This window comes from Microbacterium sp. TPD7012 (genome assembly GCF_003075395.1).
GTDB lineage: Bacteria > Actinomycetota > Actinomycetes > Actinomycetales > Microbacteriaceae > Microbacterium.
Genome location: NZ_QDFV01000005.1, coordinates 162,347 through 188,269, shown reverse-complemented (window position 1 = coordinate 188,269; position 25,923 = coordinate 162,347). Strand labels below are relative to the sequence as shown.

The following is a 25,923-nucleotide window of genomic DNA, read 5'->3' as shown; positions in this document are numbered from 1 at the left end:
GAAGCTCAGCGACCCAGGGGTGTCAGTCGGCCTTCGCCTTGCGTCGGCCGGCGGACCGCGGGGGATTCGCCCGCAGGTGTCCGCTGACCTGCGTCATCATCCGCGAGAGCGCCTCGACGTCGGCGTCCGTCAGCGACTCGAACAGCAGACTCTTCACGGCCTCGATGTGTCCCGGGAACACCGTGGCCAGCACCTCGCGGCCCTCGGCCGTGATCGCGACGATCGTGCTCCGCTCGTCCTCGGGTGACGGCGCACGCGTGACCAGACCGCGCTCCTCGAGGGATTGCGCCTGATAGGTCAGGCCGCTGCGGCTGTAGACGACGCCGTCCGCGAGATCCGTCATCCGCTGACTGCCGTCGGGGGCATCGCCGAGCCGCGCCAGCAGCTGGAACTGCACGTAGCTGAGCTGCCCGACATCCTTCAGCTGCTTCTCGACCGCGTGCCGCAGCAGGCTGCTCACCTCGGTGAAGGCGAAGTAGGCCGCGAGCTCCGTGGGAGAGAGCCGAGGAGGTTGTGTGCTCATGCACCCAGTATACGTGTTGCTTCGAATTCGAAGCAGTGCTACGGTCTTCCTATTGCTTCGAATTCGAAGCACCTACGAAAGAGAGAAGGATCATGAAGGCAGTACGGTTCCACGAAGTGGGCGGACCCGAGGTGCTCCAGTACGGCGACATCGAGCAGCCTGTTCCGGGTGCGGGGCAGGTGCGGCTGCGCGTCGCAGCATCCGCTTTCAGTGCCGCTGACAACGGCATGCGCGCCGGTTTCCTCCCCATCCCGATCGTGCTCCCGCACGTGCCGGGCTACGACGTCTCGGGCACGATCGACGCGATCGGCGACGGCGTCGAGGGCTTCGCGGTGGGCGACGCCGTGATCGGCTTCCTGCCGATGGCCGAAGACGGCGGAGCGGCCGAATACGTCGTCGCTCCGGCGGAGGCGCTCGCCGCAGCGCCCACCTCAGTGCCGCTCGCGGATGCCGCAGCGCTCCCCTCCGTCGCCCTCACCGCGCGCCAGGCGCTCTTCGACGACGGAGACCTCCAGGCCGGACAGCGCGTGCTCATCGTCGGCGCCGGCGGCGTCGTCGGCAAGTACGCGATCGCCCTGGCCACGCGCGCAGGCGCCTACGTTATCGCCACCGCGAGCCCTCGGAGTGCGGATGCTGTGCGCGCCGCAGGCGCCGACGAGATCATCGACCACACCGAGACCGTCGTGCTCGACGCGGTTTCCGAGCCCGTCGACCTGCTCCTCAACCTCGCGCCGATCGAACCGGACGAGTTCACCGCGCTCGTGCGGCTGGTCCGCGACGGGGGAGTCGTCGTCAGCACCACCGCCTGGATGCCCGCACCTGACGACGCCGAGCGGAATGTGCGGTCCGTCGTCGTCTTCGTCCGCAGCGATGCCGAGAAACTGGCCGAGCTCGTGTCGCTGGTCGACAGCGGGGCTCTCCGCCTCGAGGTCACGCGGCGTATCCCGCTCGAGCAGCTTCCGGCGCTGCACGCGGAGGCGGCCGCGGGGCGGATCGTGGGCAAGGTCATCATCCTTCCGTGATCAAGCTTGGTCGGGGTGTGCGCCCCGGAAGGTGAAGTGCGCTTCGCGAGGTCGGTTTGTCGGCATCCGTCCTCGCGAAGCGCACATCTCCTGCGGAGGCGCGCAGCGCGACAAGCTCACCCCCGCGGCCTGTACCTCTGCACGACCACGCCCGACCGGAACTCCTGCCGCTCCACGAGCTCGAGTTCGATGCGTTCACGCAGCCCGTCGAACAGTCTCGGACCGCTTCCGGCGAGCACCGGATGCACGGCGAACGTGTACTCGTCGATCAGGCCGAGATCTGCCAGTGCGAGGGTGAGCGTCACGCCGCCGACGGAGAGGCCCTTGCCAGGTTCCTGCTTCAGCGTGCGGATCGCCGCTTCCAGGTCGCCCTCGACCAGCTCGGCATTCCAGTCCACCGTGGCGAGGCTGCTCGACACGACGTACTTCTTCGCCCGGTCGATGCGCTCGGCGAAGCGGATCTCCGACTCATTCATCCAGTCGGGCCACACGCCATCCGCCGGCCGCCGCCAGGCGGACTCCATCATCTCGTAGGTCACGCGGCCATAGATCTCGGCGTCTGACCGATCCATCTCGGCGGTCCAGAAGTCCATGAACTCCTCATCGGGAGTGAGCCCCGCCTCGTGATGCACGCTGCCGTCGAGCGTGACGTTGATCGCGTACCGCAGTGGTCTCATCTCGTCGCTCTCCTTCGATGCGCGCGTTTCGTCGGACGGTAGCAGAGTGGTGGCGCACTGTCACGGGCGCTTCGACAAGCTCAGCAACCCAGGGTGCTCGCTTCGGTCGCTCAGTTGCCGAGGCCGTCGAGCATCCAGTGGTAGCGGAGGCGGAGGCCGCGCTCCATGCTGGCCAGCGCCGCACCGGCGCCGAGGGCGATGTTGAGCCACAGAGGGAGATGGATGGGCGAGACGAACGTGCCGAAGCGCTCCGCGATCGGTGGGATCTCGGAGATCACCTGCACCAGTTGCGGGACATTCACTCCCACACCGACGATCAGGATGACGATCGCTGTGGCGGCGATCCACCGGCTCGCGACCGGATGCGTCTGCTCGAGTCGCAGACGGCGGCCGACCGCCGATCTCGGATGCGGGGTGAGTCGGCGCTCGGACCGGTCGGGCGTGACGTAGTGCATCCGCCGGAGACCGTACGAGCCCGCCGCCACCTGGATCACGCCGCCCTCGACGGCGAACTTCGCCGGCAGCCTCGACACGACGGCCTGCGCCCCGTCGCGATAGAGGTAGGCGCGAGGGTCGCCGTCCTCATGGGACCGCACATCGACCGCATAGGTCACATCCGGCGCGCCCGGCCGCGGAACGACCAGCGCGAACAGCTTTCGACCAGACACCAGATGCCACCAGCGGAAAGGTTCAAGCGGACGCCCGTCTCCGCGCTTCTGGCGGCGGGGAATCGTGCCGTCGTCCGCATCGCCGAGCATGCCGAGCGCGTCGGCATCGTCTTCATCGAACATGGTGGTCCTCTCAGAGCAGCAGCTGTGCGAGCGGATGCACCAGGTAGCGCAGTGAATACGCCTCCCAGACGGCTCCGATGATGAGCAGCACGAGCGCCGGGAGTGCGAGCAGGCCCAGCTGACGGAGGCCCCGCAGATAGCCCTGGCGCCGGTTCTTCACTCCCGCCGTGCGCGGGAAGAGCCAGTACTTGCCCACCAGGAACGCTCCCAGCAGGAACAGCACGTAGGCCTGCAGTTCGATGACGAACGTCAGCGAGTGCGGGATGAGCGCGACCCACCCCGTGCCCGAGCTCGGGACGAGAGTGATCCCCGTGGTCAGGGACCAGTACCCGAAGAACGCGAGTCCCGCGAACGGCACGATCAGCGACGGCAGCACGATGGTCAGAGCGCTGAGGCGGAACAGGTTCACGCCGAGGATCGTCAGCGCGAACAGCGGAGGTGTGTTGACGAGCCAGCGCACGAGCTCGCCCGTTCCGTCCTCCTCCAGCCCTGCGGCTCGGGCGGCGACGAGATCGGGGAAGATGATCCCGATCGCGAAGCCGAGGAGAGCGAGCCCGTAGGCGGCAGCGTTGAGGATGAGGTAGACGCGCATGTTCTCGCGCACGACCCGGAAGGGTCTCCGCCAGAAGCGGACGGGCTCGGGATGAGCGATGGAGATCTGCTGAGTGGACATCCTTCCATCGCACTCCATCGTCGACGGCGGGCACAGTGTCCCCGTGTCATCGGAAGGAGTGACAAAAGTCTCAGGTCAGCAACGCGCGGACCTCGGCGACGGAACGTCCGTGCGCGAGCTGCGCGACTCGCGCGGCGAGTTCGGATCGCACCTGGACGACCGTCGCCCCGCGGGACATCCACCGGCCACCGGATGCCGTGAACTCCAGGCCGGGGAGGGGCTCGACATCGGGCAGATCGGTACGCCCTGCCGCGGTGCGCGCCGAGCATGCCGACCAGCCAGGCCTCGCCGAGGACATGCGGCCGGATCGAGGCGACCGGCCCGCCTCGCCCCCGGAAGACCTGGAACATGGTGTCTGCGCGTCTCACCGACCAGGCATCGCCGTCATGAGTGAAGTCGCAGGCGACGTCGGCGTGCAGGGTGATCTCGGCGCCGAAGTGCCGGAGGGCATCGACGCACTCCGTGCTCAGGAATCGGCCGTCGAGCTCGCGCTCGCGACGGCGCAGCTCCGCCCGGTACTTCTCGCGCGCGATCGGGGCATACTCCTCCTCGAGCGCGCGTCGATCAGCACGGACGCCGTGCGCGAGGCGGTCGAAGAGCCATGCCGGGTCGATCTGGACGAAGTAGCGGAAGAAGACGTCGACCGGTCCGCGCGTGAGCTTCCGGTCGGCGACGAGGAGCTGCACGCCGTGGTCGCCGGACCACACGGCAGTGGTCGCGCCATCGACGACCGCGACCCACGACCACCCTGGCGAGCGGATCTCGGGCGAGGCCAGCTCGAGTGCCGCGCTGAGCAGCGTTCCCCGGGGGACCGACAGGACGCCGGCGTGCGAGACGACGTCATCGCCCATGGCGACGCTGTCGCGATCGACGTGGAGCTCGGTGGTCCGGTGGGGCATGGAGGGAGCCTAGTCGGCGGGGTGCTCGTCGCACTCCTCGCGCGTCCTCATGGAATGCGTGAGAGCAATGTGTAGATGCAAAAGGGGATGTGACTGCATATTTGACAAGGCTCGGATGTGTATTCGATGTCATATTGCTCTCCGATTTGGAGCGGATGCCGCTGACGGCGGATACTCATGGCATCCGCGTCGCCATGTTCGACCGGTCCTCATCATGAATCCTGCCTCTGCTCTCGCGCCTGAGACGACCATCGCCGTGATCGGCGCCGGACGTCTCGGCGGCGTTCTCGCCCGGTCGCTCCGGACGGCGGGGTTCGACGTACTCGGGCCGCTTCGCCGCGACCAGTCGATGCCGTCCGCCGACATCGCGCTGCTCTGCGTTCCGGATGCCGCGATCCCGGCGGTCGCGTTCGTCGCCCGCCCGCACGTGCGACTCGTCGGGCACGTCTCCGGTGCGACCGGGCTCGACGACGTCGACTTCAGCATCCATCCGCTGCAGACCTTCACGGGATCCGAGACGCCCGACGTGTTCGATGGGATCGGAGCCGCGATCGCCGGCAGCACCGACGAAGCCCGAGCCATCGCCGAGCAGCTCGCCCGCGCCCTCGGCGCCCGCCCGTTCACCGTCGACGACGCCCATCGAGCGACCTACCACGCGGCAGCATCCTTCTCGTCGAACTTCGTGCTCGCCGTGCTCGACGCGGCAGAGCAGCTCGCCGCCGAGGCCGGCATCCCCGCCGACGACGCGCGTGAGCTCCTCGCCCCGCTCGTCCGCCGCAGCGTCGACAACTGGGCGGACGTCGGCGCCCCGGATGCGCTCACCGGGCCCATCGCCCGCGGTGATGCGAGCACGATCGAGCGGCAGCGCGACGCGATCGACGCGGATGCACCGCACCTCACCCCGCTCTTCACCGAACTCGTCACCGCGACGCGCGCCGTCGCCCACCGCGCGACCAGAGTCCCAACGACCAGAATCCCCACGATCGATTCCGGCACCCCGCCGACCGTGATCCCCGAACCGGAGGCGACGGCCGAATGAAGATCCTCCGCACGATCGCCGAGGTCCGCGCCGCCGTCAGCGCGGCTCGGCGCGAGAACCAGAGCGTCGGCCTCGTCCCCACCATGGGCGCCTTCCACGAGGGTCACCTCTCCCTCATGCGCCGCGCCCGCGCGCAGAACGACCTCGTCGTCGTCTCGCTCTTCGTCAACCCGACGCAGTTCGGTGCGAACGAAGACCTCGGTGCCTACCCGCGCGACGAGGCCCGCGACGCCGCGCTCGCCGAGGCGGAGGGCGTCGACATCCTCTTCGCGCCCGCGGCATCCGAGATCTACCCCGACGGCTTCGCCACGAGCATCCACGTCGCAGGGCTCACCGACGTGCTCGACGGAGCCGCCCGCGGAGCCCACCACTTCGACGGCGTCGCCACCGTCGTCACCAAGCTGTTCGGCATCGTCCGCCCCGACGTCGCCTACTTCGGGCAGAAGGATGCGCAGCAAGTCCTCGTCGTCCGCCGCGTCGCGCGCGACCTCGACCTCGACGTGCGCATCGAGGCGTGCCCGATCGTGCGCGAAGCCGACGGACTCGCCATGAGCTCGCGCAACGTCTACCTCGACGCGGATGCTCGCGCGCAGGCGACCGCGCTGAACCGGGCGCTCGACGCCGCGGCATCCGGCTTCGCGGCGGGGGAGCGCGACGCCGACGGCATCCTCTCCGCTGCACGACGCGTGCTCGCGGATGCCGGGATCACGCCCGACTACCTCGAACTCCGCGACGCATCGACGCTGGAATCCGTCGACCGCGTCGAGAGCGACGCGCTCCTCGCCGTCGCGGCCCGTGTGGGCGCCGCCCGGCTGATCGACAACCACACCCTCTCCGCAACGAAGGATGCCTGATGCGACGCACCATGCTGAAGTCGAAGATCCACCGCGCGACCATCACCGCGAGCGACCTCCACTACGTCGGTTCGATCACCATCGACCCCGACCTGCTCGAGGCCGCCGACATCCTCCCGCACGAGCAGGTGCACGTCGTCGACGTGGACAACGGCGCGCGCTTCGAGACCTACACGCTCGTGGGCGAGCGCGGAGCCGGTGTCATCCAGGTCAACGGCGCCGCCGCCCGCCTCGTGCACACGGGCGACACGATCATCGTCATCTCCTACGCGGACTACTCCGCGGAAGACCTCGCCACCTACGAACCGCGCGTCGTGCACGTCGATCGCTCCAACAGCATCATCCAGGTCGACGACGCCGTCGACCGCCTGCTGACGGAGGCAGCGCTGTGAGCGCGCACGCGGCACCTCGCAAGCGGGTCACGCTCGCGAGTCTCGCCACGAAGAAGGAGGCCGGCGACCCGATCGTCATGGTCACCGCGTATGACCACCCGAGCGCGCAGATCGTCGAGGATGCCGGCGTCGACATGGTGCTCGTCGGCGACTCCGCCGCGATGACCGTGCTCGGCTACGAGAGCACGGTGCCGGTGACGGTCGACGAGATGCTCATGCTGACCAAAGCCGTGCGGAGAGGGCTCACGATTCCGCTGCTCGTCGGCGACCTGCCCTTCGGCTCCTATGAGGCTTCCGACGAGCTCGCGATCGCGACCGCCCAGCGCTTCGTCAAGGAGGCCGGAGTGGACCTCGTCAAGATCGAGCGCGGCGGATCGACCGTCGACCGGGCGCGGGCCCTCGTGCGCGTCGGCATCCCGGTGGTCGGTCACGTCGGCCTTACCCCGCAGACCGCTACCGCCCTCGGCGGCTATCGCGCGCAGGGACGCACCGCCGAGGCCGCGCTCGCCGTGATCGACGACGCCCTCGCTCTGCAGGATGCCGGCTGCTCGATGCTCGTGATCGAAGCGGTGCCGTCGGAGGTCACCGCGGCGCTCATGCCCCTGCTCGACATCCCGGTCATCGGGATCGGAGCGGGAGCGGATGCCGACGGCCAGGTGCTCGTCTTCCACGACCTGCTCGGCCTGTACGACGGCGGCGCGGCCAAGTTCGTGAAGCGCTACGCGGCCCTGCGCGATGCGGCCGTCGCCGGCGTCTCCGAGTACGCGGCCGAGGTGCGCGGCGGGGTGTACCCGGGCGCCGAGCACGGATACGCGATGCCGGCGGACGAGGCCGCGCGACTGGGGGAGCTGCTGGCGCGGCGGTAGTCCCCGCGGCGCGGCATCCGCTGTGTGTCTCGCGAGGAGATGTGCGCTCCGAAAGGGCGGATTTCCGGGTTCCGTCCTCCGGAGACGCACATTCCCTTGTCTGGGTGTCAGGGGTCGGGTGGTGCGGGGTCAGATGCCGGGTGCCGGATGCCGGGTGCCGGGTGCCGGGTGCCGACCCTACGAGTCGGCCTCTTCGGCGCCCTCGGCCTCCCAGCGCAGCAGATCTCCGGGCTGGCACTCGAGCACCTCGCACAGCGCGTCGAGGGTCGTGAAGCGCACGGCCTTCGCGCGTCCGTTCTTGAGCACCGCGAGGTTGGTGGGCGTGATGCCGATTCGCTCGGCCAGTTCGCCGACGCTCATCTTGCGGCGGGCCATCATCACGTCGATGTCGACCACGACGGGCATCAGATCACCTCGTTGTCGAGTTCGGCGCGGAGCGTCTGCGCCTCGGCCTCGCTGGCGATCGCCTGACGCAGCAGCGCCTTCATCACGACGACGAGCAGCGCCATCCCGCCGAGGACGAGCGAGGCACCGCAGATCAGTCCCACGACTCCGGGGGCCGTATCGCCCGGGGCGAGAGCGATCGCGAGCGACAGGGCCAGGATCGCGGCGACGAGGATCGCGGCGATGATCACGTCGACGTAGAGGAACGACGACTCCGAGAAGATCGATCCCCGACGCACCTTGTTCAGCAGCAGCCACACGCAGATGCCGAACACCTGCAGCGTGCCGACGCCGAGAACGACGATGCCGACCAGGAAGATGCGCCCGAGCAGCTCGCCCTCGCCGAGGTCGAGCCAGAGCAGTGGGGCGATCAGGGCCTGAACGGCCACCGATCCCACCAGGGCGATCGCGATCACGACCTGCAGCACGACGATCGTCGCTTTTCGCATGGCTTCACCTCTCATCGAAGAACAACAGGAATCTATCGTTTATCGACAGATTCTGCAACCACGCGTTGCCGCGGGCGAAGAGTGAGTGTACAGTCACTCATATGCCCACCTCGCGCAGCTCCATCCTCTCCACGGCAGACGCCCGCCGGCCCCTCGTGGCCGCAGCGGCGCTCGCGGAGTTCGCACGCGGCGGGTATCACGGCACGACCGTCGCGGATGTCGCCCGCGAGGCCAAGATCTCCCCGGCCTACGTCTTCAAGCTCTACGCGGGCAAGGAGGCGCTGTTCATCGCGGCGCTCGAGGCCTGCTTCGAGGCCATCATCGTCGCCCTCGAAGAAGGAGCGGATGCCGCCTCGGCGCAGACCCCGGAGGCCATCCTCGACGCGATGGGCGATGCCTACGCGCACCTCATCTCGGACCGGAAGCTGCTGATGCTGCAGGTGCACGCGCAGTCCGTCGCCGAGATCCCCGAGATCGGCGCCGCGCTCCGAGCGGGACTCGGCCGCGTGACGACGTACGCGCAGAGCCGCTCCGGCGGCTCCGACGAAGACGTGCAGACCTTCATCGCGTTCGGTCAGCTGTGCCACCTCATCGTCACCACGCAGCTCGACGGGCGCCCCGAGAAGTGGGCGACCCTGCTGACCCGCGGCATCCGTCACCCCGACTGAACCGCCACCCGGCTCGCGCCGGTTTCGCTTGCTCTCAAGAGTGAGTGAGCAATCACTCATCCATCGATCCACCGACATCGCACCACCGAGAAGGAGAAGATCATGACCGCTCTCACCACCCCGTCGATCACGCAGGCGGCCCCGCGCAGTTCGCGCCGCTGGCTCGCACTCGGCATCCTCGCGCTCGCGCAGTTCCTCGTCGTGCTCGACGCCTCGATCGTGAACATCGCGCTCCCGGTGCTCGGGCAGCAGCTCGGCATGGACACCGCCGCCCTCGCCTGGGTGATCACCGCCTACGTCCTCGCCTTCGGCGGGCTGCTGCTCCTCGGCGGACGACTGGCCGACCGCTACGGCCATCGCCGGGTGTTCCTCGTCGGGACGGCCGTGTTCGTCGCGGCATCCGCCCTGGCCGGCCTCTCGTTCTCGGCCGAGATGCTCCTGGCGGCTCGCGCCCTGCAGGGCGCGTCGGCCGCGCTCCTCGCCCCGGCGGCACTGGCGCTGCTCACGCACCTCTTCCCCGATGCGAAGGAGCGCACCACGGCACTCGGCGTGTGGGGAGGAGTCGCGGGCATCGGCTCGGCGGCCGGCGTGCTGCTCGGCGGTGTGCTCACCGCGACCCTCGGCTGGCAGTCGGTGTTCTTCGTGAACGTCCCGGTCGGCGCGATCGTGCTCATCGCGATCCCGCTGCTCATCACCCGCGACGGTGCTCGCGCACCGGGACGCCTGGATGTCGCCGGCGCCGTCACCGTCACGGCTGCGCTCGTCGCCCTGGTCGGCGGCTTCAGCGCGGTCGAGCAGCTCGGGTTCCTGCATCCGCTCCCCCTCGTGCTCTTCGCGGGCGCGCTGGTGCTGGGAGCCGCCTTCCTCGTGATCGAGCGCCGGAGTGCTGAGCCGCTCGTGCCGCTGTCGGTGTTCCGCAACCGCAGCCTCGCGCTCGGCAACGTCGTGATGGTGCTCGGCGGCGCTGCGATGGTCGCGCTGTTCTTCGCGCTGTCGGTCTACATGCAGGCGGTGCTCGGCTACGACGCGCTCGCCGCCGGGCTCTCGCAGCTTCCGCTCGCCGGTGCTCTCGTGCTCGTGGCCGGAGCGGTGCCGAGCCTGATGGGACGGCTCGGTGTGCGCTCCGTGCTCATCGGCTCGCTGCTCGTGCTCGCCGGCGGGCTGGTCTGGCTCGCGGCGGCACCCTCGGATGCCGAGTTCGTCGCGCAGCTGCTCGGCCCGACGCTGCTGATCGGCGTCGGCCTCGGCGGAGCCTTCGTCGCCACGACCCAGCTCGCGGTCGACGGCGTCGAGGGCGGCGAGGCGGGACTCGCCGGAGGACTCATCAACACCAGCCAGCAGATCGGCGGCGCAGTCGGGCTGGCCGTGCTCGGGACGATCGCCGGGTTGCGCACGGCGTCGCTCGAGGCGGATGGCGCTTCGACGGCGGATGCCCTCACCGGCGGCTTCGCCTGGCTCTTCCTCGGTGCTGCGGCGCTGGCCGTGCTCGGTGCGGGGGTCGTCGCGGTGTGGCGCCGCGGCTGAGGGTGCGGCGCGGCGCCGAGCCTCAGTAATGGGCGGAGAACTCGTCGTCGGGCGGAGGATCCTCACGGATTCCTCCGCCCACGCGCGAGCTCTCCTCCCGACGCGCTGCTGCTCCGGGCTCTCGGCGCTGCTGCGGCCCGAGGGTCTCGGCGCTGGCCGTGCTCGGTGCGGGGGTCGTCGCGGTGTGGCGCCGCGGGTGAGGGTGCGGCGCGGCGCCGAGCCTCAGTAATGGGCGGAGAACTCGTCGTCGGGCGGAGGATCCTCACGGATTCCTCCGCCCACGCGCGAGCTCTCCTCCCGACGCGCTGCGGCTCCGGGCTCTCGGCGCTGCTGCGGCCCGAGGCTCTCGGCGCTGGAGCGGCCCGAGGCTCTCGGCCCCTCGAGCGCCCGTGGTCAGTCCGCGCGGCGCAGCCGCGACACCAGGGCCACGAGCGCGAGCGCGATCACCACGATGCCGTATCCGACGCACACTGTTCCGAGCCCGACGATGCCGACGAGCGATCCGGCGATCACCGCGGGCACCCCGAATGCGAGGTAGGCCAGCAGGTAGATCACGGCGAAGGTGTCGGCGCGCTGCGTCGCGGGGATGCGCGGGGCGAGAGAGGCGACGACTCCCGAGAACGCGGTGCCGAAGCCCATGCCGGTCACGGCGGTCGCGGCGAGATAGAAGGTGAGCGATCCGAGTCCGAGCGCCGCGAGCGACAGGGCGGTTCCGACGGCCAGCGCCGTGGTGCCGAACACGACCGAGGTGCGCGGCGGGCGGCGGCGCATCAGGAACGCGGTGATCGCCCCGACGCCGGCGAGCATCGCGACCGCGAGCCCCTGCCAGACGTGGGCGGAGCCGCCGAGCTCGTTGTGCACGATGTTCGCACCGAGCGACAGGAACAGTCCGCCGGTGGCCCAGCCCGCGACCACCGCCGGAGCGCCGCGCCAGAAGTCCGCCCGGATCGCCGCGGGGATCGAGAGGCGGAAGCTGAGCGATGCCCAGACGCCGGGCTTGCGCGGTGCGGTCTCCGGGATGAGGAAGAACAGCACGGCCAGCGCGAGGTAGGCGGTGCTGAGCGGGGCGAACACGTCGAGCAGCGCTTCCCCGCTCAGGTCGAGCACCACGCCGGAGGCGAGCGCCCCGAGCGCCAGACCGATGCCGGGGCTCAGTGCGTTCCACAGGGCCGCGACGCCCGCGCGTCCGCCCGGCGCGAAGTCGAGCGCGGTCGCCGAGAGCGCGGAGATGAGCAGACCGCTCGCGATGCCCTGCAGGATGCGGGCGAAGAACAGCGTCGCCACGGCATCCGCGTGCCAGAAGAGGAACATGCTGCCCGCCAGGAGCAGCAGGCCCGCGATGACCACCGGCCGACGGCCGACGTGGTCGGAGAGCGAGCCGGCGGTCAGGAGGGTCAGCAGCAGGGAGACGGCGTAGACGGCGAAGACCGCCGCGATCACGATCGCATCGAAGCCGATGTCCTGTGCGAGCACCGGGTAGAACGGCGAGGGCGCGCTCGCTGCGATCATCATCGCGACCTGGGCGACGATCGCGAGCGCGAATCCGAACCGGGCGCGGGGGATCGTGGATCCCTGCGCCTGCGGAAGGGCGGCGGCCTCGGCCGACGGTCGGACGATCGGCTGGGTGGTGGTCATGCGTGCTCCTCAAGGGTTCGAGAATCATCGAACTATCGGAGCGTACTCGCCATTCCGTGATTGTTCAACTATTCTCGAACTATGCCCGGCGATCTTCCCCACCCGGAGCGCTCCGAGATCCAGCTCACGGACGTGCTCTTCGCGCTCAGCGACCCCGAGCGCCTGGCCATCGCTCGTCAGCTCGCCGACGGCCCGCTCGACATGGCCGCCTGCCACGCGACCGACCCGAATCTGCCGAAGTCGACCAAGTCGCACTTCATGAAGGTGCTGCGCGAGGCCGGCGTCATCCGCAACGAACCCAACGGACGGCGACGGATGCTGACGCTCCGACGTGACGATCTCGACACGCTCTTCCCCGGGCTGCTCGACTCCGTACTCCGGGGCTGAGAGCGGAGCGCGCCCGACCGCTCAGCGCGCCCGCCGTGCTCGCGCGCCCGACCGCTCACGAACGCTCAGCGTGACGGCACCTCCACGGCGCAGCGCGCCGCGGCTGCGCGAGCCAGACGCTGGTCGAGAGTGAGCAGCGCCGATAGCGTGACCTCGGCGAGGACGACGTACGCGGCGTCGTAGGCGCTGAGGTTATGCCTCAGGTCGAGCACGCGCGGCACGAGTGGCAGTGACGGATACAGCTCGACCCGAAGTCGAGGGAGGTCGGATGCCGCGCGGGCGAGGCGTTCGTCGCTGAGTATGCCGCCGCGGTTCAATCCGCGCAGGGCGGAGGCGACTTCGATCGGAAGGATCTCGGGCGCGATCAGATGTTCGGTGACCAGCCGTTCGTGGAGCCGCGACGGCTCGCCCGTCGTGGTCAGCAGATCGACGACGACGGAGGCATCGACGACGATCATCCTGCGCGACGGCCGTCGTGGATCGCCGACACGATCGCGCTCGCCGGAATCGGCGGCTGCGGTGGACGGCTCGCGAGGTCGGCGAACAGCTCGCCGAGTGTCGGCTGCCCGGCGAGGCGCGTGAGCTCAGCGGTCAGGTACTGCTGCAGCGACTGGCCGTGCGCCTCGGCCCGGGCGGCGAGCACGGCATGGACGCCGGGATCGAGGTCACGGATCAGAACGTTCGGCATGCTTACAGTATGCATGCGCTCTCCGAGGGAGGGGAAGAGTCTCTCATGCGTCCACCCTCGGGGATGCGCCACCGCGGTCCGAGACGGGAGACGCGATCCGTGGGCGGATTCTCGCGGACCCCGACTGTGCAGAAGTGGTCAGGAAGCGATGCGTGCCGCGGTGGTGCGGCGCTCGGCATCCGTCCCGATCTCGGACCAGATGGCGTCGAGCGAGAGGCCGAGCACGCCGCTGATCGCCGCGATCGTCGAGAAGGCGGGCGTCGCGACGCGGCCGGACTCGATCTTGCGCAGCGTCTCGGGGGAGACTCCGGCGTCCAGAGCGACGGCGAGCATCGACCTTTCGCCGCGCGCCCGGCGCAGCAGGGCGCCGAGGCGCTCGCCGCGTTCAACCTCGGCGGGGGTGAGCGGCATCCGGACCATCATGATGCCCATACTAATCCCGGGATAGTATTACCGGGATAGTTATCGGAACCGGAGAGAGAACCATGATCGAGATCCTGAACGACGACGAACTCGCCCGTGCGCGTGACGCCGGCGCCCTCGTCGGCGGCATCCTGCAGGCGCTGAAGAAGCGCACCGCCGTCGGCGTGAACCTGCTCGATCTCGACCGCTGGACGAAGCAGATGATCGAGGATGCCGGAGCCGAATCCTGCTACGTCGACTACTCGCCCTCCTTCGGACGCGGACCCTTCGGCCACTACGTCTGCACCGCGGTGAACGATGCCGTGCTCCACGGCATGCCCCACGACTACGTCCTCGCCGACGGCGATCTGCTCACGCTCGACCTCGCCGTCACCCTCCGGGGCATCTCGGCCGACGCGGCGATCAGCTTCATCGTGGGAGAGACGCAGGCGCCCGAGGATCTGGCCCTGATCGACGCGACCGAACGCGCGCTCGCCGCCGGTATCGCGGCTGTGCGGCCCGGCGCCCGCATCGGCGACCTGTCGCGCGCGATCGGCACCGTGCTGCGTGGCTCCGGCTACACGGTCAACCTCGAGTTCGGCGGGCACGGCATCGGCTCGACCATGCACCAGGATCCGCATGTCGCGAACGACGGTCGACCCGGTCGCGGCTACATCCTGCGCCCCGGGCTGCTGCTCGCGCTCGAGCCGTGGGTCATGGCTGACACCGACGAGCTCGTCACCGACGCCGACGGCTGGACGCTGCGCAGCGCGACCGGATGCCGCACCGCCCACACCGAGCACACGATCGCGGTCACGGCGGAGGGCGCCGAGATCCTCACCCTGCCGCGCAGCTGAGGTAGCCGCCTGCCCACGGCATCCGAAACTCCCACCCAACCTCCAGGCTGAACGATATATCGTTGACTATCGTTCACCACCCCATCTGGAGGTCATCATGAACAACACATTCCCCTTTGGCGCATCCGGCAGCAGCAACGCCGACAACCCGCTCGGCGGCCTCTTCGGCACCGGCGGCCTCGGCGGCGCCAACGGCCCGGCCGGCGCTCTGTTCGACGCGTTCGACCAGTTCCGCAAGTCGTTCGAGCAGCGCCCGTCCGGCGGCTCGCGCATGGCCCGCGGCGACGTGCGCACGGCGGTGCTCTCGCTGCTCGCCGAGAAGCCGATGCACGGCTACCAGATCATCAACGAGATCGCCGAGCGCAGTGGCGGAACCTGGAAGCCCAGCGCCGGATCGGTCTACCCGACCCTGCAGCTGCTCGCCGACGAGGGTCTCATCTCGGCCGAGGAGCAGAACGGTCGCAAGACCTACTCGCTGACCGAGGCGGGTCGCGCCGTCGCCGACGAGTCGTCGGAGACGAAGGCTCCGTGGGAGTCGTCCGACAAGGACGGCCACCGCAATGACCCGCGCTTCACCGCGCTCCCCAAGGCGGGCGTCGACCTCGCCGGTGCCGCCGCCGCGGTGGGTCGCAGCGGTTCACCCGAGCAGGTGCAGGCTGCGATCGACGTCCTCGACGACGCGCGCCGTAAGCTCTACTCCATCCTCGCGCAGGACTGATCGGATGCCGCGGTCCGCGGCTCAGCGGTCGGGGGAGGGCTGACATGGTCACAGCGTGTCGACGCGGTTCGAGAGGATGACGGAATGACGGATGCCGGCGAGGGGCGCTTCGCAGCGCCACCGACGATTCCGGGGACGGGCGGACGCAGCGCAGCGGCCCGCGATCCACGGCCGGCACCCGGGCACCGTGCCCGTTACAGACGGATCCTCAACTTCGCGGCACGCGAGTTCCTGAAGGTCTGGTGGTACGAGCTCGTGCTGCCGCGCCTCGGCATGTCATCGGTCGCGGAGCGCACGCGTGGACCGCGGATGCAGAAGTTCGCCCGGCGATTCCACGTGCTCGCGGTCGACCTCGGCGGGCTCATGATCAAGGTCGGGCAGTTCATGTCGTCGCGCCTCGACGTGCTCCCGCCCGAGATCACCGCCGAGCTCGAGGGGCTGCAGGACGAGGTGCCCGCCGTCCCCTTCGCCGACCTCTGCGTCGTCGCCGAGGCCGAGCTGGGCATGCCGCTGACCCGCGCGTACGCCTGGTTCGACGAGACTCCGGTGGCCGCGGCATCCCTCGGTCAGGCGCATCGCGCCCGGCTCTCGGAGCAGGACGCCGCCGACACGGGACTCGACACGGTGGTCGTGAAGGTGCAGCGTCCGGGCATCGACGAGATCGTCGCGGTCGACCTCGCCGCCCTCCGCCGGGTGGCGCGCTGGGCGATGCGCGTGCGGCTCGTCTCGGATCGGGTCGACGCCCCCGCGCTCGTCGAGGAGTTCGCCGAGACGAGCCTCGAGGAGATCGACTACCTGCACGAGGCCGCGAGCGCCGAGCGGTTCCGGGAGAACTTCGCCGACGACCCGCGCGTCGACACCCCCGAGATCGTGTGGGAGCGGTCGACCCGTCGCGTGCTGACGCTCTCGGATGTCACGGCGATCAAGATCAACGACATCGACGCGCTGCGCGCCGCCGGCATCGACCCCTCGCAGGTCGCCGACGTGTTCGCCGAGGTCATGTTCGACCAGGTGTTCACGCACAGCTTCGTGCACGCCGACCCGCATCCGGGGAACATCTTCGTGACGCCGGTCCCTGAGGCGGGCCCTTCGACAGGCCCTTCGACAGGCTCAGGGGCCCGGGGTGAGGGCTCAGGGACCCAGGGGGAGGGCGCGGGGGCGCAGGCGCGGAACTTCCGGCTGACCTTCATCGACTTCGGGATGATGGCCGAGGTGCCGGACAACCTCCGCAACGGTCTGCGCACGCTCCTCATCGCCGTCGCCGGCCGCGACAGCCGAGGACTCGTCGCGGCCGCGAAGGAGATCGGCGTGCTGCTGCCGTCGGCCGACACCAACGAGCTCGAGCGCGCGCTCACCGCTCTGTTCGCGAGGTTCGGCGGCATGGGATTCGCCGAGCTCAGCACCGTCGACCCGCGCGAGTTCACGGCCTTCGCCGACGAGTTCGGCGACATGGTGCGGTCGCTTCCGCTGCAGCTGCCCGAGAACATGCTGCTGTTGATCCGCGCCGTCTCGCTGACGTCGGGCATGTGCAGCGGCCTCAACCCCGCCTTCAACGTGTGGGATGCCGCGGAGCCGTACGCCGGCCGCCTGCTGCGCGACGAGTCGGGCAACCTGATCCAGGACGTGGCGAAGCGGGCCATGGCGACCGCCGCCGTGACCATGCGGCTGCCGCAGCGCATCGACAACATCATCACGCGCATCGACGACGGCAACGTGTCCTTCGACACCTCGCGTCTCGAGCGTCGACTCGATCGTCTGGAGGGTCTCGCGCGCCGAATCGCCTCGGGCGTGCTCTTCGCCGCGATGCTCGTCGGAGGCGCGCTGCTCGTGACGCCGCTGCCCCCGCTCGGCATCACGCTGATCTGCGTCTCGGCGCTGCCGCTGCTGCACGCGGTCTTCGCGGGAGTCGGGCGGCGCGGGCCGCGCTGACGCGCTTCCGGCGCGCGGCACTCGGGCATCCGACAAGGGAATGTGCGCTTCAGAAGGATGGAATCCGGGATTCGGGCCTTCGGAAGCGCGATTCTCCTCGCGAGACGTACAGCGGATGCCGCGCTGACGTGCTTCGACAGGCTCAGCAACCCAGGACTGGGGCCCCGCACTCATGGCTGGCCCCGCACTCAGGGCGGGGTCCCCGAATCCAAGGCTGGGTCCCTGAGCCTGTCGAAGGGCCGTGGAAGGATGGTCTTCCATGGAGACCCCTGACGAGAAGCCCGCCGCACGCTCTGAAGGACCACCGCCGGGAACGGGCATCGTCCCGACCGCGAAGAAGATCGTCCGCGACATCGCCGCGGTGCCGCCGCGCAGCGTGCATCCGGCGCTCGTGCCCGGCGTCTCGGTCGAGGAGACGGGCCGCTCGTACCGCACCGATCCGCTCGTCTTCGGCATCGCGGTCGCACTGACCGTCGCCTTCATCGCCTGGGGTGTGTTCGCGGGCGACAACCTCGCCGGAACCACCCGGACCGTCCTCGACGCGGTCGTCGAGTACACCGGCTTCTTCTTCACGACCATCGCCACGGTCATCCTGGTGTTCATGCTGTTCGTCGGGTTCAGCCGCTACGGACGCATCCCCCTCGGCCGCGACGACGAAGAGCCCGAGTTCTCGATGTTCTCGTGGATCTCGATGCTGTTCGCGGCCGGCATGGGCATCGGGCTCGTGTTCTGGGGCGCGGCAGAGCCCCTCACCTTCTTCGAGAACCCGCCGCCCGGGACCGTCGAGGCGAACACCCTCGAGGCGATGCACACCGCGCAGGCGCAGGTGCTCTACCACTGGGGTCCGCAGGCCTGGGCGTTCTACGCGCTCGTCGGCGGGGCCATCGCCTACGGCGCATTCCGCCGCGGCCGCACCCCGCTCATCTCCTCGATCTTCGCGCCGCTGCTCGGCGAGCACCGCACGACGGGACCCCTCGGACGCACGATCGACATCTTCTCGATCATCGTCACGCTGTTCGGCACGGCGGCATCCCTCGGACTCGGGGCTCTGCAGATCGGCCACGGGGTCGAGATCGTCAGCGGCATCGGCGAACTCGGCAACGGGGTGCTGATCGCGGCGATCGCGGTGCTCACCGCCTGCTTCATCGCGTCGGCGGTCTCGGGCGTCTCCAAGGGGATCCGCGCGCTGTCGAACATCAACGCGGTCGCGGCTCTCGTCCTCGCCTTCTTCGTGTTCTTCGTCGGACCGACGCTGCTCATCCTCAACGTCATCCCGTCCGTCGCTGTGCAGTTCCTCGGCGACCTGCCGACGATGATCGCCCGCTCGGCCTCGCAGGGTGACGAGGCCCAGACCTTCCTGTCGACCTGGACGATCTTCTACTGGGCGTGGTGGATCTCGTGGTCGCCGTTCGTCGGCATGTTCATCGCGAAGATCTCGCGCGGCCGCTCCCTCCGTCAGTTCGTGTCGGTCGTCATCGTCGTGCCCTCGGCCATCTCGCTCGTCTGGTTCTCGATCTTCGGCACGACTGCCATTCAGCAGCAGATGGACGGTGCCGGACTGAACGTCGACCCGCCGGAGGAGGTGCTCTTCGGCGTGCTCGGGAATCTCCCGTTCCCGCTGGTCACCAGCATCCTGCTCATCCTGCTGATCTCGATCTTCTTCATCACCGGCGCGGACTCCGCCTCGCTCGTGATGGGCACGCTGTCGCAGCAGGGCCGTCCCGAGCCCGCGCGCTGGGTGACGGTCATCTGGGGGGTGTTGGTCGGCGTGATCGCCGCAGTGCTGCTCATCTCGGGCGAGGAGGGGAGCGGACTCCGCTCGCTGCAGAACGTGACCATCATCGCCGCGCTGCCGTTCGCGGTGATCATGGCGTTCATGATGGTCGCTTTCATGAAGGACCTGCGGCGCGATCCGCTGATACTCCGCGACCGCTATGCGCGGATGGCCGTGCGGCACAGCGTCATGGCCGGGCTCGAGGAGTACGGCGACGACTTCGCGCTCGTCCCGGTCGAGTACGACCACTCCGAAGACGACCTCGCCTGGATCGACGAGGACACGGTCGACGACACCCTCGCCGAGGTCTACGAGGCTGCCACCGAGGCGATCGACATCGTCCCGACAGCGGATGCCGCGACCGATGCGGATGCCGATGCCGACGCGGGAGCATCCCTGGACGGACTCGCCGAGGAGACGGCGGAGTCGGCGGGCGCCCAGGGCGCGGTGCAGGGCGAGCACCCGCGGTCGGAGGAGCGTCCGGTCGACTGAGGAGCCGCCCGCCGTCGCGACGCCACTTCCTCGTCATTCGGATGCTCATTCTGTACAATCTTCTGTACAGAATGTGAAGGAGCTGTGATGGATGTGACCTCGGTCTCGGATGCGCGGGCCGGCCTCTCGCGCATCATCGGGTCTTTTCGCGAGGGATCCGATGAGCCGGTGATCATCGGATCTCACCGTCGGCCGCAAGCAGCGCTCCTCCCGTACGACCGGTTTCTCGCGTTGACCGAGGGGAGGTCGACGAGGATCGGGCTGGATCGGCTGCGTGCGCAGCGCACACTCATCGAACGCCTGGCCGCGCTCTCGCATCTCGGTGACGTGCAGGTCTACGGATCCATCGCACGTGGAGACCAGAACGAGCTCAGTGACGTCGACCTGCTGGTGACGCCGCACGCGGAAGCCACGCTGTTCGACGTCGCCCAGTTCGAGATCGACATGGAGGCTCTGCTCGGGGTGCCGGTATCCGTCGTGAGCACGGCGGCGCTGAATCCCGAGCACGATGCGACGATCCTGCGGGAAGCCGTTCGGCTGTGAATCCCGATGATCGAGTGGACCGATGGCTCGGCGATCTTCGAGACACCCTCGCCCGAGCCGCGGATCTCGCTGATCGCGGTCGAGATGCCTTCGACGTAGACCCTGCTCTGCCTCTGGCTTTCGAGGCGCTCTCGAATCGCATCGGTGATCTCTCGAAGCGGCTCGTGCACGCCGACGAGGCACGGTTCTCTCACCTGGTCTGGCGTCAGGCGGCCCGCAACCGAGACTTCGTCGTCCATCACTATGACCGCGTGGACAGAGATCTGCTCTGGCGCACGGTGATCACGGCCTTTCCGGAGCTTGCGGCTCGGGTGCAGGCGGAGATCGGATCAGGCGGTCACGTCTGAACGGGAGGCATCGCCAGGGTCGTCTGATCTCGCGGCTGTGGCACCGCCCGTCTCGGCCGCGGCCGTGATCCGCGCCGCCATGCCCGCGAAGATGAAGCCGTGGAAGGGCAGCACGGCGAGCCAGTACAGCCGTCCGCCCAGGCCCCGCGGGAAGAACACCGCGCGCTGCTCGTAGCGGGCGCCCGGGCCCTCGGCGATCGCCCGCAGTTCGAGCCATGCCTCACCGGGAACCTTCATCTCGGCGCGCAGGCGCAGCAGCCCGGCATCCTCCTCGCCCGAATGCGGCTGCGATACCGCCTCGACGCGCCAGAAGTCGATCGCGTCGCCGATGCGCGCGGCGGTGCGGCTCCGGCGTCCGCGGCGGAGTCCGACGCCGCCGACCAGCCGGTCCATCACGCCGCGCACCGCCCAGAGGAACGGCGACGAGTACCAGCCGTTCTCTCCGCCGATCCCGATGATCACGCGCCACAGGTCGTCGACGGATGCCTTCGTCGCGAGCGACCGCGCGTCGGTGAAGACCGTGCGCCCCGCCCAGTCGGGGTCGCTCGGCAGAGGATCGCTCGGGGCTCCGCTCACCTCGGCGTCCTGCCAGCTCGTCTCGATCGTGTCGGCGTCGAGGCGTCCGAGAGCCAGCGCGACGGCTCGGCGGTACGGGGTCAGGCCGTCGGCGGGCGGCGGGATGAGCTCGTCGACGGTGCGGTCCTTCACGACGCACTCGTTCTGCAGCGAGGCGACGAGCGGCCGCGCGATCGACCGCGGCACGGGCGTGACGAGGTTCACCCAGTGCGAGGCGAGCCCCGGGGTGAGCACGGGCAGTGCGGCGATCGCCCGCTGCGGCAGGCCCGCCTCGACCGCATAGCCGTTCATCATCTGCCCGTAGCGCAGCACATCGGGTCCGCCGATGTCGACGGCGCGATTCACGTCCGCGTCGACCCGGGCGGCCCCGAGCAGGTAGTGCAGCACATCACGCACGGCGATCGGCTGGATGCGATTGCGCACCCACTTCGGAGCGGGCATGTAGGGCAGCACATCGGTCAGGTGTCGGATCATCTCGAACGACGCCGATCCCGAGCCGATCACGACGCCCGCCTGGAGCACGAGCGTCGGCACCCCGGAGTGCAGGAACGTCTCTCCGACCTCGACGCGCGAACGCAGATGCGGCGACAGCTTCACGTCGTCGGGGTGCAGTCCGCCGAGATACACGATGCGGCGCACGCCGGCGCGGGCCGCGGCATCCGCCACCGTCGTCGCGGCGCGCTGATCGCTCTCCTCGAACCCCTTGCCCGCGGTCATCGAGTGGATCAGGTAGTAGACGACGTCGACGTCGTCCATGGCCTCGGCCACGGCATCCGCGTCATCGGCCGATCCCTCGACGATCTCGCAGGCGGGACCCCAGGGGAAGGATGCCGCGCGCACGGCGTCGCGCGCCAGGACCCGCACCCGGTAGCCGGCGTTGAGGAGACGGGGGGTCAGGCGGCCCCCGATGTATCCGGTCGCTCCGAGCACGAGGGCGCGGGGTGCCGTGCCGTCTTCGCGCGGGACGGCGCGCAGCGCCTCTTCCTGTCCGGTGGGCTGGGTGAGCTCGGTCATGGCTCGAGCGTAGGCCGCGGCGGAGATGCGGAGAAGCGGGTGGCGCGCGGCGGGGCGGGCATGTAAGGGCGCCATCGAAATGCAACCCAGGGGTTGCAGTGCACGTCAACATGTGCAACTCTGTAATTGCAGGTGAGTGGCGATCCCGCTGCTCCGCGAAGAAAGGACGCATCATGGTGAACATGACGGAGAACACCGCTTCCGTGGTCGACGAGGACACCTTCTCGGTCCGACGCACGATCAGCATCGCGGCATCCATCGACAAGGTCTGGCGGGCGGTCGCCGAGCCGGAGCACATCTCGCGCTGGTTCGGCCGCACGGTGCTCGACGGCACGGGTGTCGGCGCGACCGGCACGATGACCTTCCCCGACTACGACGTGATCCCGCTGCGGGTCGAGGCCTGCGACGAGCCCCATCTCATCAGCTACCGATGGAACAACGACGACGCGCTCGGTCGGCTCCCCGACGCGGTCGACGAGACCACCTCGACCGTCTTCACGTTCACCCTCGACGAGATCGACGGCGGCACCCAGCTCACCGTCGTCGAGAGCGGCTTCGAGCGCACGTCCGCACCGCTTAAGAACCTCGAGAGCCACCGCACCGGCTGGGACCTCGAGCTCGACAAGCTGGTCGCGCTCGTCGAAGCGGATGCCGTCGAGGGCGACGCATGACCACAGGCACGCTGATCCCGATGTTCTCGGCGCTGGCAGACGAGACGCGGTGGAGCATCCTGACGGCTCTCGGCGAGGGCGATGCCTCGGCATCCGCTCTCGCCGGGCGTCTGCCTGTGAGTCGTCAGGCCATCGCCAAGCACCTCGCGGTGCTGCAGGAGGTCGGGCTCGTCGAGCCCGTGCCCGTCGGCCGCGAGCTGCGCTACCGCGTGATCGGCACCGAGCTCGCCGCCACGGCCGCGCAACTCGACGCGATCGGACGTGCCTGGGATCGCCGGCTCGCCGCGATCAAGGAGATCGCCGAGGGCCTCTGACCGCGGCGCCTCTGCGACGGGACGCAGGGCGCTCGTGGAAGGATGGGCGCGATGGACGATCCGAGCGACGAGACGGTCACCGCCGCGCGACCGGGCCCGGATGCCGCGGCCCGCCGCGCGCGCATCGCCGTGTCCGCGCTCTTCCTGACCAACGGCGCCCTGTTCGCCAACATCCTGCCGCGCTACCCCGAGATCAAGGCGACGCTGGGTCTCGACAACACCGCCTACGGTCTGTCGATCGCCGCGCTCCCGGCCGGGGCCATCGTGGCCGGTCTCGCCGCCGCCGTGCTGATCCGCCGGTTCGGCTCGGGCCGCCTCGCGGTGCTGGGCACCGCGCTCACCAGCATCGGCTACCTCCTCGCCGGTCTGTCGCCGTCGGCGCTGCTGTTCGCCGGCGCACTGTTCCTCACCGGCGCGTGCGACGCGATCACCGACGTCGCGCAGAACGCTCACGGTCTGCGGGTGCAGCGCCGGTACGGTCGCTCGATCATCAACTCCTTCCACGCGATCTGGTCGATCGGCGCGGTGGTCGGCGGCGCGATGGCCGCCGTCGCGATCGCGGTCGGCCTGCCCGTCGGCATCCATCTCGCCATCTCCACCACGGTGTTCGCCGCCGTCGCCATCGGTGCGCTGCGCTTCTGCCTGCCCGGGCGCGACGAGGAGTCGGCGGATGCGGCAGAAGATGCGGATGCCGTCGCCGACAGCCCCGGGATCCGCCCAGCCGGGCGCCGTGGCCCGAGCCTGCGCACGGTCCTCCTGCTCGCGGCGCTCACGCTCATCGCGATGGCCGGGGCGGTGGGTGAGGATGCCGGCAACTCCTGGGCGACGCTCTACCTCGCCGACTCGCTCGACGCGGCCGCCGCGATCGCACCGCTCGGTTTCATCGCCCTCATGCTCGCGCAGTTCGTCGGCCGCATCCTCGGCGACCGGCTGACCGACCGGTTCGGTCAGCGCCTCGTCGCGGGTGCCGGCGGACTGATCGCGGCCACGGGGATGGGGCTCGCCCTCGCCTTCCCCAGCATCCCGGGGACGATCGTCGGCTTCGCTGCGCTCGGCTTCGGCATCGCCACGCTCATCCCCGCGGCGATGCATGCGGCGGACGAGCTGCCCGGCCTGCGGCACGGCGCCGGGCTCACGATCGTCTCGTGGCTCCTCCGTGTCGGATTCCTGCTCGCACCGCCGTTCGTCGGCTTCATCGCCGACACCGAGAGCCTGCGCGCCGGACTCCTGATCGCGCCGGTGGCGGGGGTGGTGGCCGTCCTGCTCTCCGGGGCTCTGGAGAAGCGGCGACCTCGCTCGGAGTGACGCCGCCCGGGCGTTTCGGCCGGCATTCCGCGCGTCGCCCGCAAGAGCCTGCGGGCAATCGTTACGTATACGTATTCAGAGGGAATACATTCCCGAAAAATAGGCTTCCCTAAGTTGACTGCATACGTATACCATCACCCCTATGGGACTCAACAAGCATCGGGCATTGCCGGTTCTCGCTCTCGCAGCCGTGGGCATCGTCGCCCTCACCAGCTGCGGCGCGGGCTCCCGCACCGACAACGAAAACTCGACCACGGTGTCATGTGACTACACGGCACCCGAGGGCAAGACGACGGTCAACGTCCTCGCCTACAACTCCTCGGCGATCGACCCCTTCACCGACACGATGGTGTCGAGCTGCTCGACCGACGACGTGACGCTCAAGCACGACCCGATCGACTTCGGCGGTCAGGTCACCAAGACCACGGCCACCCTCGCGGGTGACACGGGCACCTACGACATCATCGAGACGTACGGCTTCGTCATCCCCGGATTCGGCGAAGAGGAGAAGCTCGTTCCGCTGAACGACCTCTGGGACAAGTACGCCGCCGACTACGGCCTCGACGAGATCAGCGAGTCGATGGTCGAGGGGATGTCGTACGACGGCGACATCTACGCGATCCCTATGCAGGCGCAGATGTTCGTGATGGCCTACCGCACCGACGTCTTCGAAGACCTCGGCCTCGAGGTCCCGACCACGTTCGACGAGATGATCGACGCCGCCGAAGCCATCAAGGGCGCAGGGCTCATGGAGTACCCGATCGCGCTGCCGTGGCTCGCCACGGCCGACGTCACCACCGGCTTCGAGGGCGCGATGAACTCCCTCGGCGCCGACTTCGTCACCGCGGACGGCGAGGTCACGCTCGACACCCCCGAGGCCAAGCAGGCCGTCGAGGCGATGCTCTCGCTGAAGCCCTACATGGACCCGCAGGTCACGACCTTCGACCAGCCCAAGGTGCAGCAGCAGATGTTCAACGGGACGGCGGCCATGTCGATCATGTTCTCCGGCCGCATGTTCGACCTGACGCTCCCGGCCAACTCGAAGCTGTCCGACTCGTTCGGCTTCGCCGGTGCGCCGAAGGTCAGCGATGACGCGGAGTACTCGTACAACCGCCTCTCGATCGACGGCTGGTCGATCCCATTCAACACGAAGCTCGACCATGACATGCTGTTCCAGATGATGGCCTCGGCCGTCAGCGAAGACGCCTCGAAGGCATCCGTCCCCGCGGCCTACCCGGCCCGCGAGGGAATGGTGACGGAGAAGAACTCTCCCTACGGCGCGGCGGCGAACGACTCGATCGCCAGCGCGATGCCGCCGATCGTGTCGCCGGTCATCGCCGACATCACGAACGAGATCCGTCCGATCCTGGTCTCGATCCTCAACGGCCAGGTGTCCGTCGACGACGGACTCGCCCAGATGCAGGCCGCCGGCGAGAAGGTCGCCGGCTGA

General features: G+C 69.3%; 30 protein-coding genes. 18 read left to right on the top strand and 12 right to left on the bottom strand.

The genetic code is table 11. The annotated features are described in order from the left end of the window. Positions 1-22: 22 nt before the first annotated feature. Positions 23-523 (bottom strand): MarR family winged helix-turn-helix transcriptional regulator, encoded by a 501-nt coding sequence (locus DC434_RS15185; protein WP_116636149.1) that lies wholly within the window; start codon positions 521-523, stop codon positions 23-25. 92 nt (positions 524-615) lie between these two features. On the opposite strand from DC434_RS15185, the gene DC434_RS15180 reads away from it, so the two are divergent. After that, entirely contained in the window at positions 616-1,545 is a 930-nt protein-coding gene (locus tag DC434_RS15180) for an NADP-dependent oxidoreductase (protein ID WP_116636148.1), read from the top strand. A gap of 116 nt (positions 1,546-1,661) precedes the next feature. Here DC434_RS15180 and DC434_RS15175 read toward each other — a convergent pair whose 3' ends face one another. The 4 genes from DC434_RS15175 to DC434_RS15160 all read right to left on the bottom strand — a co-directional run bounded on the left by DC434_RS15175 (position 1,662) and on the right by DC434_RS15160 (position 3,984). After that, positions 1,662-2,222 carry a dihydrofolate reductase family protein gene (locus tag DC434_RS15175; RefSeq protein ID WP_116636147.1) on the bottom strand — a complete coding sequence of 187 codons (561 nt, stop codon included), beginning with the start codon at positions 2,220-2,222 and terminating at the stop codon, positions 1,662-1,664. A 110-nt stretch (positions 2,223-2,332) separates the two neighbouring features. Continuing rightward, the gene (locus DC434_RS15170) at positions 2,333-3,013 is read right to left on the bottom strand and encodes a hypothetical protein (RefSeq protein ID WP_243408953.1); all 681 of its coding nucleotides are present in this window, start codon (positions 3,011-3,013) and stop codon (positions 2,333-2,335) included. Positions 3,014-3,023: 10 nt separating this feature from the next. Continuing rightward, the gene (locus DC434_RS15165; RefSeq protein WP_116636146.1) at positions 3,024-3,686 is read right to left on the bottom strand and encodes a stage II sporulation protein M; all 663 of its coding nucleotides are present in this window, start codon (positions 3,684-3,686) and stop codon (positions 3,024-3,026) included. A gap of 70 nt (positions 3,687-3,756) precedes the next feature. After that, positions 3,757-3,984, bottom strand: a complete 228-nt coding sequence (locus DC434_RS15160; RefSeq protein WP_116636145.1) for a hypothetical protein — start codon at positions 3,982-3,984, stop codon at positions 3,757-3,759. 88 nt (positions 3,985-4,072) lie between these two features. Here DC434_RS15160 and DC434_RS15155 point away from each other — a divergent pair, with 88 nt between their 5' ends. From DC434_RS15155 to panB, 5 genes are all read left to right on the top strand, one after another. Further along, positions 4,073-4,660 (top strand): hypothetical protein, encoded by a 588-nt coding sequence (locus DC434_RS15155; RefSeq protein WP_116636144.1) that lies wholly within the window; start codon positions 4,073-4,075, stop codon positions 4,658-4,660. A gap of 139 nt (positions 4,661-4,799) precedes the next feature. Next, entirely contained in the window at positions 4,800-5,624 is an 825-nt protein-coding gene (locus tag DC434_RS15150) for a DUF2520 domain-containing protein (protein ID WP_116636143.1), read from the top strand. Then, positions 5,621-6,478 (top strand): pantoate--beta-alanine ligase, encoded by an 858-nt coding sequence (panC, locus tag DC434_RS15145; RefSeq protein ID WP_116636142.1) that lies wholly within the window; start codon positions 5,621-5,623, stop codon positions 6,476-6,478. The genes DC434_RS15150 and panC overlap by 4 nt, the downstream gene beginning before the upstream one ends. After that, positions 6,478-6,870, top strand: a complete 393-nt coding sequence (panD, locus tag DC434_RS15140) for an aspartate 1-decarboxylase (protein WP_116636141.1) — start codon at positions 6,478-6,480, stop codon at positions 6,868-6,870. Before panC ends, panD begins: the two co-directional genes overlap by 1 nt. After that, positions 6,867-7,736, top strand: a complete 870-nt coding sequence (panB, locus tag DC434_RS15135; RefSeq protein WP_116636140.1) for a 3-methyl-2-oxobutanoate hydroxymethyltransferase — start codon at positions 6,867-6,869, stop codon at positions 7,734-7,736. The genes panD and panB overlap by 4 nt, the downstream gene beginning before the upstream one ends. Positions 7,737-7,913: 177 nt before the next feature. Here panB and DC434_RS15130 read toward each other — a convergent pair whose 3' ends face one another. Both DC434_RS15130 and DC434_RS15125 read right to left on the bottom strand, forming a co-directional pair. After that, positions 7,914-8,141: a helix-turn-helix transcriptional regulator gene (locus DC434_RS15130; protein WP_116636139.1), complete on the bottom strand. Its 228-nt coding sequence runs from the start codon at positions 8,139-8,141 to the stop codon at positions 7,914-7,916. Continuing rightward, the gene (locus DC434_RS15125) at positions 8,141-8,629 is read right to left on the bottom strand and encodes a DUF2975 domain-containing protein (protein WP_116636138.1); all 489 of its coding nucleotides are present in this window, start codon (positions 8,627-8,629) and stop codon (positions 8,141-8,143) included. Before DC434_RS15125 ends, DC434_RS15130 begins: the two co-directional genes overlap by 1 nt. A 101-nt stretch (positions 8,630-8,730) precedes the next feature. On the opposite strand from DC434_RS15125, the gene DC434_RS15120 reads away from it, so the two are divergent. Beyond that, entirely contained in the window at positions 8,731-9,297 is a 567-nt protein-coding gene (locus tag DC434_RS15120; RefSeq protein ID WP_116636137.1) for a TetR/AcrR family transcriptional regulator, read from the top strand. Positions 9,298-9,399: 102 nt separating this feature from the next. After that, positions 9,400-10,821: a DHA2 family efflux MFS transporter permease subunit gene (locus DC434_RS15115; RefSeq protein ID WP_207769979.1), complete on the top strand. Its 1,422-nt coding sequence runs from the start codon at positions 9,400-9,402 to the stop codon at positions 10,819-10,821. Between the two features lie 393 nt (positions 10,822-11,214). Here the strand turns inward: DC434_RS15115 and DC434_RS15110 are convergent, their stop codons facing one another. Beyond that, complete coding sequence (locus tag DC434_RS15110; RefSeq protein ID WP_116636135.1) at positions 11,215-12,456, bottom strand: MFS transporter; 1,242 nt, start codon at positions 12,454-12,456, stop codon at positions 11,215-11,217. Positions 12,457-12,537: 81 nt separating this feature from the next. Between DC434_RS15110 and DC434_RS15105 the strand changes: the two genes are divergently transcribed. Continuing rightward, the gene (locus tag DC434_RS15105) at positions 12,538-12,843 is read left to right on the top strand and encodes a helix-turn-helix transcriptional regulator (RefSeq protein WP_116636134.1); all 306 of its coding nucleotides are present in this window, start codon (positions 12,538-12,540) and stop codon (positions 12,841-12,843) included. Between the two features lie 65 nt (positions 12,844-12,908). On the opposite strand, the gene DC434_RS15100 is transcribed toward DC434_RS15105, so the two are convergent. The 3 genes from DC434_RS15100 to DC434_RS15090 form a co-directional block, all read right to left on the bottom strand. Then, a complete protein-coding gene (locus DC434_RS15100) occupies positions 12,909-13,301 on the bottom strand; it encodes a type II toxin-antitoxin system VapC family toxin (protein WP_116636133.1) in 393 nt (130 codons plus the stop codon). Then, on the bottom strand, positions 13,298-13,531 hold the full coding sequence (locus tag DC434_RS15095) for a hypothetical protein (protein ID WP_116636132.1): 234 nt from the start codon (positions 13,529-13,531) through the stop codon (positions 13,298-13,300). The genes DC434_RS15100 and DC434_RS15095 overlap by 4 nt, the downstream gene beginning before the upstream one ends. A 138-nt stretch (positions 13,532-13,669) precedes the next feature. After that, positions 13,670-13,951, bottom strand: a complete 282-nt coding sequence (locus tag DC434_RS15090; protein ID WP_116636290.1) for a helix-turn-helix transcriptional regulator — start codon at positions 13,949-13,951, stop codon at positions 13,670-13,672. 65 nt (positions 13,952-14,016) lie between these two features. On the opposite strand from DC434_RS15090, the gene map reads away from it, so the two are divergent. The 5 genes from map (at position 14,017) to DC434_RS15065 (ending at position 20,246) form a co-directional block, all read left to right on the top strand. Continuing rightward, positions 14,017-14,790 carry a type I methionyl aminopeptidase gene (gene map, locus DC434_RS15085; RefSeq protein WP_116636131.1) on the top strand — a complete coding sequence of 258 codons (774 nt, stop codon included), beginning with the start codon at positions 14,017-14,019 and terminating at the stop codon, positions 14,788-14,790. A gap of 97 nt (positions 14,791-14,887) precedes the next feature. Continuing rightward, the gene (locus tag DC434_RS15080) at positions 14,888-15,508 is read left to right on the top strand and encodes a PadR family transcriptional regulator (RefSeq protein ID WP_116636130.1); all 621 of its coding nucleotides are present in this window, start codon (positions 14,888-14,890) and stop codon (positions 15,506-15,508) included. An 84-nt stretch (positions 15,509-15,592) separates the two neighbouring features. Beyond that, the gene (locus DC434_RS15075; protein ID WP_116636129.1) at positions 15,593-17,437 is read left to right on the top strand and encodes an AarF/UbiB family protein; all 1,845 of its coding nucleotides are present in this window, start codon (positions 15,593-15,595) and stop codon (positions 17,435-17,437) included. A gap of 259 nt (positions 17,438-17,696) precedes the next feature. Beyond that, positions 17,697-19,703, top strand: coding sequence for a BCCT family transporter (locus tag DC434_RS15070; RefSeq protein ID WP_243408952.1), 2,007 nt, complete (start codon positions 17,697-17,699; stop codon positions 19,701-19,703). An 87-nt stretch (positions 19,704-19,790) separates the two neighbouring features. Further along, the gene (locus DC434_RS15065) at positions 19,791-20,246 is read left to right on the top strand and encodes a nucleotidyltransferase domain-containing protein (RefSeq protein WP_116636128.1); all 456 of its coding nucleotides are present in this window, start codon (positions 19,791-19,793) and stop codon (positions 20,244-20,246) included. 329 nt (positions 20,247-20,575) lie between these two features. Here the strand turns inward: DC434_RS15065 and DC434_RS15055 are convergent, their stop codons facing one another. Next, positions 20,576-22,183 (bottom strand): SDR family oxidoreductase, encoded by a 1,608-nt coding sequence (locus DC434_RS15055; RefSeq protein ID WP_116636126.1) that lies wholly within the window; start codon positions 22,181-22,183, stop codon positions 20,576-20,578. Between the two features lie 182 nt (positions 22,184-22,365). Here DC434_RS15055 and DC434_RS15050 point away from each other — a divergent pair, with 182 nt between their 5' ends. The 4 genes from DC434_RS15050 (at position 22,366) to DC434_RS15035 (ending at position 25,923) form a co-directional block, all read left to right on the top strand. Beyond that, positions 22,366-22,854 (top strand): SRPBCC family protein, encoded by a 489-nt coding sequence (locus tag DC434_RS15050; protein WP_243408951.1) that lies wholly within the window; start codon positions 22,366-22,368, stop codon positions 22,852-22,854. Further along, positions 22,851-23,168: a metalloregulator ArsR/SmtB family transcription factor gene (locus DC434_RS15045; protein WP_116636124.1), complete on the top strand. Its 318-nt coding sequence runs from the start codon at positions 22,851-22,853 to the stop codon at positions 23,166-23,168. The genes DC434_RS15050 and DC434_RS15045 overlap by 4 nt, the downstream gene beginning before the upstream one ends. A gap of 51 nt (positions 23,169-23,219) precedes the next feature. After that, complete coding sequence (locus tag DC434_RS15040; protein ID WP_116636123.1) at positions 23,220-24,473, top strand: MFS transporter; 1,254 nt, start codon at positions 23,220-23,222, stop codon at positions 24,471-24,473. A 142-nt stretch (positions 24,474-24,615) separates the two neighbouring features. After that, a complete protein-coding gene (locus DC434_RS15035) occupies positions 24,616-25,923 on the top strand; it encodes an extracellular solute-binding protein (RefSeq protein ID WP_116636122.1) in 1,308 nt (435 codons plus the stop codon).

Coding starts and splice junctions, on each gene's coding strand:
- DC434_RS15185 (WP_116636149.1), bottom strand. CDS start 523: ATGAGCACACAACCTCCTCGGCTCTCTCCCACGGAGCTCGCGGCCTAC.
- DC434_RS15180 (WP_116636148.1), top strand. CDS start 616: ATGAAGGCAGTACGGTTCCACGAAGTGGGCGGACCCGAGGTGCTCCAG.
- DC434_RS15175 (WP_116636147.1), bottom strand. CDS start 2,222: ATGAGACCACTGCGGTACGCGATCAACGTCACGCTCGACGGCAGCGTG.
- DC434_RS15170 (WP_243408953.1), bottom strand. CDS start 3,013: ATGTTCGATGAAGACGATGCCGACGCGCTCGGCATGCTCGGCGATGCG.
- DC434_RS15165 (WP_116636146.1), bottom strand. CDS start 3,686: ATGTCCACTCAGCAGATCTCCATCGCTCATCCCGAGCCCGTCCGCTTC.
- DC434_RS15160 (WP_116636145.1), bottom strand. CDS start 3,984: ATGTCCTCGGCGAGGCCTGGCTGGTCGGCATGCTCGGCGCGCACCGCG.
- DC434_RS15155 (WP_116636144.1), top strand. CDS start 4,073: ATGAGTGAAGTCGCAGGCGACGTCGGCGTGCAGGGTGATCTCGGCGCC.
- DC434_RS15150 (WP_116636143.1), top strand. CDS start 4,800: ATGAATCCTGCCTCTGCTCTCGCGCCTGAGACGACCATCGCCGTGATC.
- panC (WP_116636142.1), top strand. CDS start 5,621: ATGAAGATCCTCCGCACGATCGCCGAGGTCCGCGCCGCCGTCAGCGCG.
- panD (WP_116636141.1), top strand. CDS start 6,478: ATGCGACGCACCATGCTGAAGTCGAAGATCCACCGCGCGACCATCACC.
- DC434_RS15130 (WP_116636139.1), bottom strand. CDS start 8,141: ATGCCCGTCGTGGTCGACATCGACGTGATGATGGCCCGCCGCAAGATG.
- DC434_RS15125 (WP_116636138.1), bottom strand. CDS start 8,629: ATGCGAAAAGCGACGATCGTCGTGCTGCAGGTCGTGATCGCGATCGCC.
- DC434_RS15120 (WP_116636137.1), top strand. CDS start 8,731: ATGCCCACCTCGCGCAGCTCCATCCTCTCCACGGCAGACGCCCGCCGG.
- DC434_RS15115 (WP_207769979.1), top strand. CDS start 9,400: ATGACCGCTCTCACCACCCCGTCGATCACGCAGGCGGCCCCGCGCAGT.
- DC434_RS15110 (WP_116636135.1), bottom strand. CDS start 12,456: ATGACCACCACCCAGCCGATCGTCCGACCGTCGGCCGAGGCCGCCGCC.
- DC434_RS15105 (WP_116636134.1), top strand. CDS start 12,538: ATGCCCGGCGATCTTCCCCACCCGGAGCGCTCCGAGATCCAGCTCACG.
- DC434_RS15100 (WP_116636133.1), bottom strand. CDS start 13,301: ATGATCGTCGTCGATGCCTCCGTCGTCGTCGATCTGCTGACCACGACG.
- DC434_RS15095 (WP_116636132.1), bottom strand. CDS start 13,531: ATGCCGAACGTTCTGATCCGTGACCTCGATCCCGGCGTCCATGCCGTG.
- DC434_RS15090 (WP_116636290.1), bottom strand. CDS start 13,951: ATGGTCCGGATGCCGCTCACCCCCGCCGAGGTTGAACGCGGCGAGCGC.
- map (WP_116636131.1), top strand. CDS start 14,017: ATGATCGAGATCCTGAACGACGACGAACTCGCCCGTGCGCGTGACGCC.
- DC434_RS15080 (WP_116636130.1), top strand. CDS start 14,888: ATGAACAACACATTCCCCTTTGGCGCATCCGGCAGCAGCAACGCCGAC.
- DC434_RS15075 (WP_116636129.1), top strand. CDS start 15,593: ATGACGGATGCCGGCGAGGGGCGCTTCGCAGCGCCACCGACGATTCCG.
- DC434_RS15070 (WP_243408952.1), top strand. CDS start 17,697: ATGGAGACCCCTGACGAGAAGCCCGCCGCACGCTCTGAAGGACCACCG.
- DC434_RS15065 (WP_116636128.1), top strand. CDS start 19,791: ATGGATGTGACCTCGGTCTCGGATGCGCGGGCCGGCCTCTCGCGCATC.
- DC434_RS15055 (WP_116636126.1), bottom strand. CDS start 22,183: ATGACCGAGCTCACCCAGCCCACCGGACAGGAAGAGGCGCTGCGCGCC.
- DC434_RS15050 (WP_243408951.1), top strand. CDS start 22,366: ATGACGGAGAACACCGCTTCCGTGGTCGACGAGGACACCTTCTCGGTC.
- DC434_RS15045 (WP_116636124.1), top strand. CDS start 22,851: ATGACCACAGGCACGCTGATCCCGATGTTCTCGGCGCTGGCAGACGAG.
- DC434_RS15040 (WP_116636123.1), top strand. CDS start 23,220: ATGGACGATCCGAGCGACGAGACGGTCACCGCCGCGCGACCGGGCCCG.
- DC434_RS15035 (WP_116636122.1), top strand. CDS start 24,616: ATGGGACTCAACAAGCATCGGGCATTGCCGGTTCTCGCTCTCGCAGCC.